Annotated in this window: 7 protein-coding genes and 1 rRNA gene; 4 read left to right on the top strand and 4 right to left on the bottom strand. The window is 68.6% G+C overall.

Features of this window, described 5'->3' with window-relative positions:
- Positions 1-26: 26 nt before the first annotated feature.
- Positions 27-1,475: a phenylacetate--CoA ligase family protein gene (locus tag AC1D0A_RS17420; protein WP_476946390.1), complete on the bottom strand. Its 1,449-nt coding sequence runs from the start codon at positions 1,473-1,475 to the stop codon at positions 27-29.
- A gap of 357 nt (positions 1,476-1,832) precedes the next feature.
- On the opposite strand from AC1D0A_RS17420, the gene AC1D0A_RS17425 reads away from it, so the two are divergent.
- The 4 genes from AC1D0A_RS17425 (at position 1,833) to AC1D0A_RS17440 (ending at position 7,151) form a co-directional block, all read left to right on the top strand.
- Positions 1,833-3,269 carry a flotillin family protein gene (locus tag AC1D0A_RS17425; RefSeq protein WP_079553343.1) on the top strand — a complete coding sequence of 479 codons (1,437 nt, stop codon included), beginning with the start codon at positions 1,833-1,835 and terminating at the stop codon, positions 3,267-3,269.
- A 66-nt stretch (positions 3,270-3,335) separates the two neighbouring features.
- On the top strand, positions 3,336-3,575 hold the full coding sequence (locus AC1D0A_RS17430; protein WP_143264731.1) for a hypothetical protein: 240 nt from the start codon (positions 3,336-3,338) through the stop codon (positions 3,573-3,575).
- Positions 3,576-3,960: 385 nt separating this feature from the next.
- Positions 3,961-5,124 carry a glycosyltransferase family 4 protein gene (locus AC1D0A_RS17435; protein WP_476946391.1) on the top strand — a complete coding sequence of 388 codons (1,164 nt, stop codon included), beginning with the start codon at positions 3,961-3,963 and terminating at the stop codon, positions 5,122-5,124.
- A gap of 209 nt (positions 5,125-5,333) precedes the next feature.
- The gene (locus tag AC1D0A_RS17440; protein WP_476946392.1) at positions 5,334-7,151 is read left to right on the top strand and encodes a putative bifunctional diguanylate cyclase/phosphodiesterase; all 1,818 of its coding nucleotides are present in this window, start codon (positions 5,334-5,336) and stop codon (positions 7,149-7,151) included.
- Between the two features lie 182 nt (positions 7,152-7,333).
- Here the strand turns inward: AC1D0A_RS17440 and AC1D0A_RS17445 are convergent, their stop codons facing one another.
- The 3 genes from AC1D0A_RS17445 to rrf all read right to left on the bottom strand — a co-directional run.
- Positions 7,334-7,624, bottom strand: coding sequence for an excalibur calcium-binding domain-containing protein (locus tag AC1D0A_RS17445; protein ID WP_476942812.1), 291 nt, complete (start codon positions 7,622-7,624; stop codon positions 7,334-7,336).
- A 94-nt stretch (positions 7,625-7,718) separates the two neighbouring features.
- Positions 7,719-8,579, bottom strand: a complete 861-nt coding sequence (locus AC1D0A_RS17450; protein WP_476946393.1) for an SDR family NAD(P)-dependent oxidoreductase — start codon at positions 8,577-8,579, stop codon at positions 7,719-7,721.
- A gap of 342 nt (positions 8,580-8,921) precedes the next feature.
- Positions 8,922-9,016, bottom strand: a 5S ribosomal RNA gene (gene rrf, locus AC1D0A_RS17455); the annotation flags it as partial.

Raw genomic sequence — 9,016 nt, forward strand, 5'->3', positions numbered from 1 at the left:
TAACAGCCGCGACAGCAGCAGCCGGCTCAGGCGGACCACACCTCGCGGAACTTGCCGCGGCGGTCCGGCCGGGGCGGCTCATCGCTAAAGCGGACGTCGACGCCGGCGGCGCCCTGGGCCGCGAAGAACGCACCCAGGCGCTCCCCCACTGCCGTCCGCACGGCCGTCGTCGCGGCATCCGGCCAGAGCTCGAGCCGCACGGTGAGCGAGCGCGGCCCGGTGCGGATCGCCTGGAACCGGCGGACGCCGGCGGTCTCCTCGATCACCGTGCCCAGCGCCAACGGCAACACGGTGACCACTTTGCCGGCCGGCACTGCCCCGTCCGAAATTGCCCCGTCGGCGGCAGCGAAGCTCAGCACGCCGCCGCTGCGGCCCTCGACCCGCAGCGTGGGAGACGGGCTGCCACAGGCGCACGGGCCGGCAGCCAGCTGCACCCGGTCGCCCAGGTTGTACCGGATGAGCGGCTGGACCCGGTTGGCCAGGTTGGTGACCAGCACCGTGTGGGAGAGTTCGCCGGGCGGGACGGGCAGGAAGGCGTCGTCCACCGGCTCCACGATGTTCCAGTCCGCGTTGACGTGCAGCAGCCCCTGGCGGCAGCGGCTGGTCAGGGCGAGCGCCTCCGAGGCAAGGTATCGCTCAGTGACCCGGCAGCCGAGGGCCGCCTCGATCCCGGCCGCGGCGTGGGCTGCCAGGCTCTCCCCGGACGCGACCGCCAGGAGCGGATGAATCCGTAGCCGTCCCGCCTTCTGTTCGACGGCCAGTTGCGCCATGGCGCTCGGATACCCGTAAAGCACGGTCGGCTGGAAGTCGTTGAGGTCCGCCACGAGGTCCGGGAGCGGCCGGAGCACGGAGAATACGCGCACGCGGCGGGCGATGCGGGGGCTGTGCCGCCGCGCGGATTCGGTCAGCACGACGCCGGCAAAGTGGTCCCCGTCCGCGATCAGCGCCGCGGCCCGCAGCCCCCGGTGCAGGAAAGCCCGCGCCTCCTTGGCCGCCATCAGGGTCCGCCGTTCGCGGATCGGGCCCAGGAGACTGGCCACCAGCTGCGAGGCCCGGTCATGGACCAGGACCGCGGGTTCACCGGTGGATCCCGACGTCGTCACCACGAGGTACTGTCCGCGGTAGAGGCCGCCGATCCGCGACGGGTCATCGAGCAGGTCGTGCTTCAGCCCGGCGAGCGTGATGTGGGGATCGGTCACCCAGTCATCGAAGTTCTCCATGAGCTCGCGCTTGCCCACCGGAGGCAGCTCCCCTAAATACCTGCCCAGCTCCGTGGCCCGGTCCGTGCCGGTGTCCGAAACCCTGTCCGCGACCATGTCCGGGACGTCCCGGTACAGCCTGCGGTAGAAGGGCGAGGAGGACCGTGCGCACTCAACCAGCGCGGCGAGCCGGTCGCGTTGCCGGCGGTCGATCTCATCCTGGCTCGCCCGACCGGCCCGCCAGATGTCCCACGCGATCCCGGCCGTCCGTGTCATCCCGAGAGGAGAGCCGCGCATCACCCATCACCCCTTCACGGGTCCGGCACCCCTGGCGTCCGCCCTTCCCGCTCGTCCCTGCAGGCACGCTCGTCCGCCCTTCCACGCCCGCACGCTCTCCCACGCTGGCACGGCGGCGAAGACTCCCAACAGGGGCTTTAGGCACCGGCGGGACTTGGGCATATGCCCGGACACCGTCGAATTGCTGGACTTCCCGGCCGGAAGCACCACAGACTGTGTACAACAGCTGGCTGGGCGGGGTGGGAATTTCTGCCTCCAGGCCGGCCGGGGACTACCAGCAGCATCGTTTGGGGCTTTGCTTAATACCTTTTTCCACCGCCGTGAAAGGACCTGGTTATGCCGGACTTGTCATTTTTGTATCCGCTCATTTCGATCATCCTGGGGGCGGTCGCCGTCGTCGGCGTCATCTGGGTGGCAACAAAACTGATGTGGAAGGTGGCGGAACCGAACGAGGCCCTCATCATCTCCGGGCTGACGCGCGGCACGCTGGAAACCCGTGAAGGGATGGACTTCAAGATCGTCACGGGCAAGGGGGCCCTGGTGCTGCCGGGCCTGCAGACGGTGCGGCCGCTGTCCCTGACGCTGAATGAAACCGAACTCAAGGTCTCCTGCGTCACCTCCCAGGGCATCCAGGTGATTGTCGACGGCGTGGTCATCTACAAGATCGGCGACGCCCCGCCGTTCATTGCCAACGCCGCGCGGCGCTTCCTGGGCCAGCAGCCCAAGATGGAAAGCCAGGTATACAACGTCTTTGAAGGCCACCTGCGCTCGATCATCGGCAGCATGACGGTCGAGGAAATCATCCGCGAGCGCGACAAGCTGGCCTCCCAGGTCCGCAGCGCCAGCGGCGTCGAAATGGAGAAGCTGGGGCTCGTGGTCGATTCGCTGCAGATCAAGGACCTCCAGGACCCCACGGGCTACATCCAGAACATCGCCAAGCCGCACATCGCCATGGTCAAGATGGAGGCCCGCATCGCAGAGGCCACCCGGAACCGCGAGGCGGCGGAAAAGGAAGCGGAGGCCGAGGCCTTGATTGCCGACGCCCGGAGCCTGTCCGCGATCCGGCAGTCCGAGGCGCAGGCCAACGCCGAGCGCGCCAAGGCGAACGCGGCCCAGGCCGGGCCGCTGGCCGACGCGACGGCCCGCCAGCAGGTGGTGGTCCAGGAAACCGAGGTGGCCAAGCTCGAGGCCGACCGGGAGGAACAGAAACTGCAGACCACCGTCCGCAAGCCCGCCGACGCGAGGGCGTACGCCAAGCGCACCGACGCGGAAGGCCAGAAATCGGCGGACATCAGCGCGGCCGAGGCGCTGGCCCGGCGCACCGAGCTCGAGGCCCAGGCCAACGCCCGGCGGACCGAGGTGCAGGCGCAGGCGAACGCGACGGCGGCAGCAGCAGCGGCTGGGGCCACCAAGGTCACCGGCGAGGCCGAGGCCGCCGCCACGAAGGCCCGCGGCGATGCCGCCGCCTCCGCCATCAAGGCCAAGGCACTGGCCGAGGCAGAGGGCATCAAGGCCCGCGCCGAAGCACTGGGCACCAACCAGGACGCCGTCATCTCCCAGCAGCTCGCCGAGAACATGCCGGCGATCGTGGCGGCGGCGGCCGAACCGTTCGCGCACGTCGGCCAGATGACCGTCCTCAACGGCGGCGAAGGGGTCAACCGGATGATCGGGGGTATTTTGGCACAGGTGGGCGACTACCTCCCGGCGCTCTCCACGGCGCTCAAAAACACCCGGGATGGCGGGAAACGGCCTGCGAAGGCGCCTGAGGCGTAGGGGCGGGAATGCGCGCGGGGAACCGGAGGATCTGATGTACTGGGATTCTGATGTGCTGGGGTTCTGATGCATAAGGATGTTGACCGGAGCCTGACCGGAAAGATCGGCCGGGTCACCGGACGGATCGGTCCGGGCACCATCGGCGAGGTCATGCTGCCGGTCCGCGGCGGAACCAGTGCGTTCCACGCGCACCCCTTCGATAAGACCAGCGTTTTCGCCGTGGGCGAGCAGGTACTGGTCATCTATTTTGAGCCGCCGCAGACGGTGTTTGTGGACGAACTTCCGGATGTCCTCAAGGCCGATTGACCCTCTGGACGGTAGGAGGCGACGGGCGTATTCTGAAGTTCCGTAGCCTCTGGAGGTATTTCTGATGGAAGGCAATAAGCGTGCGCGTTGCGGTCCGGTTTCCGGCATCCGTGCCCGCTTCCCGGTCGGCAACTGGCCCGACCCGCTGTAGCCCGACTTTCGTCATGCCATCCGGCACCTCTGCTTGGTGGGGTTTGCGCCGTGGACGCATGGCCGCGCTGAACTGCGCCCACTTGAGGGTGCCCGACTAGTTCCCGGCAACCGCCCGCCTTTCTGCGCGCCCTGTGGCGTTCCCTCCTGAGTTCGCCCGCCTGTTAACCCACTCTTCCCCTCCCGGCCACGCCTGCTCCGCCGCGCCGCAACCCGCCGCCCGCACCGTGGAGGGGTGAGGATCGCAATCGTCGCCGAATCATTCCTGCCGCTCATGAACGGGGTCACCCACTCCATCCTGCGCGTGCTGGAGCATCTGCAGGAGCGCGGGGACGAGGTGCTGGTGATCGCGCCGTCCACGCAGGATACGGATGCACCGGACGAGGTCTATGGCGCCCGCGTCCTCCGGCTCCCCTCGCTCCCGCTGGCCGGCTACGCGAATCTGCGGGTGGCGATGGGCGGTGTGTATCGGGTCAAGCGAATCCTTGCCGACTACGCGCCCGACGTCGTGCACCTCGCGTCCCCGTTCGTGCTCGGCTGGCGGGCAGCGCAGGCCGCCCACCAGCTCGGAATTCCCACGGTCGCCATTTACCAGACCGAGGTGCCCGGCTATGCGGGGCGTTACGGCGTCCACTTCCTGGAGAACTGGGCCTGGAACCGGGTGGACCAGATCCACCTGCTGGCCTCGCGCACCCTGGTTCCTTCGACTTTCGCGCTCAACCAGCTCCGCGGCCGCGGCATTCCGCGCGTGGACATGTGGCGGCGCGGCGTGGACACCCAGCGGTTCAACCCAGCGAAGCGCGACGCCGGCTGGCGGGCTTCCGTCGCGCCCGGCGGCGAGCGCATCATCGGCTACGTGGGCCGGCTGGCGGCCGAGAAGCAGGTGGAGGATTTGGCGGTGCTGGCGGATGTTCCCGGGACCCGGCTGGTGATCATTGGCGACGGGCCCCAGCGGCCCGCCCTGGAAGCTGCCCTGCCGCAGGCGGTCTTCACCGGTTTCCTCGGCGGCGACCACCTCGCCCGGGCAGTGGCCTCGTTCGATCTCTTCGTCCATCCCGGCGAGTTCGAGACCTTTTGCCAGACCATCCAGGAGGCCATGGCGTCCAGGGTGCCGGTGGTGGCCACGGGCCGCGGCGGCCCGCTGGACCTCGTGGAGAACTCGCGGACAGGCTGGCTGTACGAACCCGGCGACCTCGCCGGGTTCCGTGCCCGGGTGATGGACCTGATGGGCGACGACGCCAAGCGCCGAGCGTTCGCCGCGGCCGCGCACGCCTCGGTCCAGGGCCGGACGTGGTCCGTGCTCGGCGCCGAACTCGTTGGCCACTACAAGGCCGTGATCGGCGACTCCCAGGTGGGGGCGGCCATCGCTGACCTCGAGGGCGTGCCGCTGCCCGGGTAGCAGGGCTGGTGCCCGGGTAGCAGGGCTCGTGTCAGCGAGGCCGGGCCGGGTGCACTTGCGCAGCCGGCGCGTTCGACACCTTTGGTTGCGGCATGATGGCCATCACGCCCGGGAAGCCCGCACCGCATATGATTCAGTCAGCGCAGTGCGCCCTGCTTTTCGCAAGGTGCCCGCTATCCGTATTCATCGCCGGGGGGCTGTTAGACATCGTGGAAGCTGGTTTCGCACAACAACTGCTGGAGTACAGCCCGGATGCACTTTTGCTGGTCGCCCAGGACGGAGCCATCTCCTTCCTCAATGCGGCCGCGGAACGGCTCTTCGGCTACCCCCGGGCGCAGCTCCTCGGCGCGGACCACAGCATGCTCCTGGCCGAGGCCTCGCGGGAGGAATTCCACGGCGTCCTGGCCGGGCTGGCCAAGGCCACAAGCCCCGGCACCCCGTCCGCTGGCTCCCCGTTCGCAGGCTCGGGCCGCCGCTCCGACGGCACGGAACTCCCGGTCGAAATCACGTGCTCGCTGGTCCCCGCCCCGGCCGGAGCAGCCGACGCCGGAACGTCCGTGGCCCTCTCCATCCGCGGCGCCGCAGGCCGGAACCCGGGCGCCGACAGCGCCGGGCGCACCCTCAGCGGCGACTTTGGCCGCCGTCGTACTTCTGGTGCAGCGGGAGCTTCACTTTCCGGAGGTCCAGCGGCCGCCGCTCCTGCGGCGTTTGCCGAGCACGACGACGAACTCAAGGCGGGCTCGCTCCGCGACCCCTTGACGGCGCTGCCCAACGGCCCCCTCTTCAACGAGCGGCTCGCCGCGGCCCTGCGCCGCCCGGATCCGGTGGACATCCTGCTGCTGAACCTCGATGACTTCAGGCACCTCAATGACGTGCTGGGACGCTCCGCGGCCGATGAACTGCTGGTGGAGGTGGCATCCAGGCTGCGCAACTGCGTCCGCCCGCATGACACGGTGGCCCGGCTCGGCGGAGACGAGTTCGCGGTGCTGCTCACCGAATGCCTCAACGCGGACGCGGTGGCCAAGCGGATCGCCGAGTCCCTCTACGCCCCCCTGCGCGTGGGCGGCTCCATGGTCCGGCCCGGCGTCAGCATGGGCCTGGCGTCGAAGTCGGGGCAGACGCTGGACGGCGCGGAACTGCTGCGGCAGGCCGACGTCGCCATGACCGCCGCGAAGGCTGCCGGGAAGAACAACTGGATGCGGTTCCGGCCGGAGATGCTGAACACCGCGGCCCACAAGGCCGACGGCGATTCCGGGCTGCGGCGCGCCGTCGAACTGGGCCAGATCTCGGTGCACTACCAGCCCGTGGTCTCGCCCGGCATCGGTTCGGTGGTGCAGTTCGAGGCGTTCGCGCGGTGGGAACGGCACGGCCGGCTGGTGCCGCCGAACCAGTTCCTGCCCGTGGCGGAGCAGAGCGGCCTGATACGCGAGATCGGCGACGAGGTCCTGCGCCGCGCCTGCGCCGAGATCCGGCCCTGGCTGGCTGGCGATCCTGCCTACAGCGTCGCTGTGAACGTCTCGGGCCTGCAGTTCCAGCACCGGGACTTCGCAGCGGACGTGCTCGCGATTGCGGCGTCCACGGGCGTTGACCCGCGCCAGCTCACGCTTGAGCTGACGGAGAGCGTGTTCTTCGACGCCTCCTCGGACGTGCTGGGCCAGCTGCGGCAGCTGCGCGGCGCCGGTGTCCGGATTGCCATGGACGACTTCGGCACCGGGTATTCCACGCTCGGCCGGCTCCAGGAACTGCCCCTGGACATGGTCAAGATCGACCGCTCCTTCGTGGCCATGATCAAGACCGGCCAGGAACAGCTCCCGTTCTTCGCCACCATGATCAGCGCGGCGCATGCCCTCGGCCTGAAAGTCACGGCGGAAGGCATCGAGACGCCCGCGCAGGCCAAATACCTGATGGACCGCGGCTGCGACTCCCTGCAGGGCTATCTGTTCGCCAAGCCGGCCCCCGCCAGCCACCTGGCCGGGACCATGGAGAGTGCCCTGAACGCCCTGGACAAGGTCGACGCCGCGCGGTAGTCGGGCGGGCTGGCTGACGTTAGGCCGGCCGCTGGCCGTCCAGGCGGGTCGCATTGTCGCCGCCACACTCCGCCATTGGACGCAAACGGCCGCTAAGCATCATGGCTTAGCGGCCGTTCGTGGCAATTCGTTGGATGGTCCGGGCCTGCCCCAGGGGTCAGAGTCCCGGCGGGCTCCCGGCCCTAGCGCTTTTCGCAGGCGATGCCGTCGTTGTCACGGTCGAGGTCGTACTGGCGGAAACCGCCGTCGTTGAGGTTGTACAGGGTGTTGTCGACGCGGAACGTGGTGACAGGCTTTCCGCTGGTCTTGTCGCGGGCGCCCTTCTTGCCGACGCCGTGCGGGTAGACCTTGTTCAGCTCCGTGCAGTTCTTGTACGACTTCGGCGCCGGCGCGGCGGTTGCCGGCACGGCCGTGGCGCTCAGGACGACGGCGGTACCCGCCAAGGACGCGATAAGCAATTTTTTCAGGCGCACGTTTAAGAGCACTCCCCCAGGTAGAAGCCCTCAGCCGCGGATCGGCGAGGGGCAGGAAAATGCTAACCCACGAATTCGCTGTTTCCGGTCAGGCTCAAGCGCCGTGATCCGAGCCCTGGTCCAGCTTGTCGAGGTCCTGGGCCACCATCGCCTCGCTGCGCTGCCACAGCGCCTTCGCCAGGCCCGCATCGTAGGCCTGCCTGTTGGCCTTGGAGAGCGTCCGTTTGGCGTAGTAGGCGCCGGAGATCCAGTCGTGGCCCGGGGTGGCGTTGGCGAGCCACACGAGGGTGTCCGCGCCCTGGTCAGGGGTCAGCATGAAGCGCTTGAGGAAGGACTTGTAGGCCAGGCGCATGGGGCTGGTGGAGTCGGCCGCGAAGTTGGTGGCCACGCCGCCGGGGTGGAACGCCGCCGTCGAGATTCCCTCGGTGTTGTAGCGGTTGTGCAGTTCGGTGGTGAAGAGGATGTTGGCGAGTTTGGCGTTGCCGTAGGCGCGGTTGGTGGAGTAGCTCTTGGCCGCGTCGAGGTCGTCGATGTCGAACTTGGCGAAGAGCGAATTCGCGACGCTTGAGGTGTTGATGACGGTGGCCTGGCTGGCGGTGAGCACCCCGATCAGCTCGGTGGTGAGCAGGAACGGGGCCAGGTGGTTGACCTGGAACGTTTTCTCGTGGCCGTCCACGGTGAGCTCACGGGGCCCCATGATGCCGCCGGCGTTGTTAGCCAGGACGTCGATCCGCGGGTACTTTTCCTTCAGCTGCGTGGCCAGGGTCCGCACCTGGGCAAGGTCGGCGAAGTCGCTGACAAAGAAATCGGCGCCGATTTCGTTCGCGATCGCCTCGGTCTTTTGCGCGGAACGCCCGACGACGACCACACGTTCCCCCTGCCGGGCGAAGGTCCGCGCGGCGGACGCGCCGATGCCGTCGCTGGCTCCGGTGATGACGATAGTGCGCTCGGGCATTGAGGTGTCCTTAGAACGAAGCGATGGGCTGGTCTTTGGGAATCCAGCCCCGTCGAATTCTAACGAGTGCAACTGAGAGTTCGTTCCGGAAGGCCTGCGTGCCGGCTCCGGGTTTGCTGGGAGTCCCGCGACGCTCCCTCAGGTTTCGCGGCATATCCTGCGACGCTCCCTCACGTTCGGCTGGGTGCGGCGGGATGCTCCATCACGTTTGGCGGGGTGCGGCGGGATGCTCCCGCAGGTGTTGCGGGCCCCGGCCCGGGCCCCGGGCCGGATTTTGTGGAGGGGGGTTTAAATGCGGGAGGACCCCCACCTGGTGGTGGGGGTCCTCGACCGTTAATGGTGTTCCGGCGGTGACCTACTCTCCCACACCCTCCCGGGTGCAGTACCATCGGCGCTGTGGGTCTTAGCTTCCGGGTTCGGGATGGGACCGGGCGTTT

Source organism: Arthrobacter sp. P1_D4, assembly GCF_056406115.1.

Excerpts from the sequence above, each read along its gene's own strand:
- AC1D0A_RS17430 (WP_143264731.1), top strand. The coding sequence starts at position 3,336 with ATGCATAAGGATGTTGACCGGAGCCTGACCGGAAAGATCGGCCGGGTC.
- AC1D0A_RS17450 (WP_476946393.1), bottom strand. The coding sequence starts at position 8,579 with ATGCCCGAGCGCACTATCGTCATCACCGGAGCCAGCGACGGCATCGGC.
- AC1D0A_RS17420 (WP_476946390.1), bottom strand. The coding sequence starts at position 1,475 with ATGACACGGACGGCCGGGATCGCGTGGGACATCTGGCGGGCCGGTCGG.
- AC1D0A_RS17425 (WP_079553343.1), top strand. The coding sequence starts at position 1,833 with ATGCCGGACTTGTCATTTTTGTATCCGCTCATTTCGATCATCCTGGGG.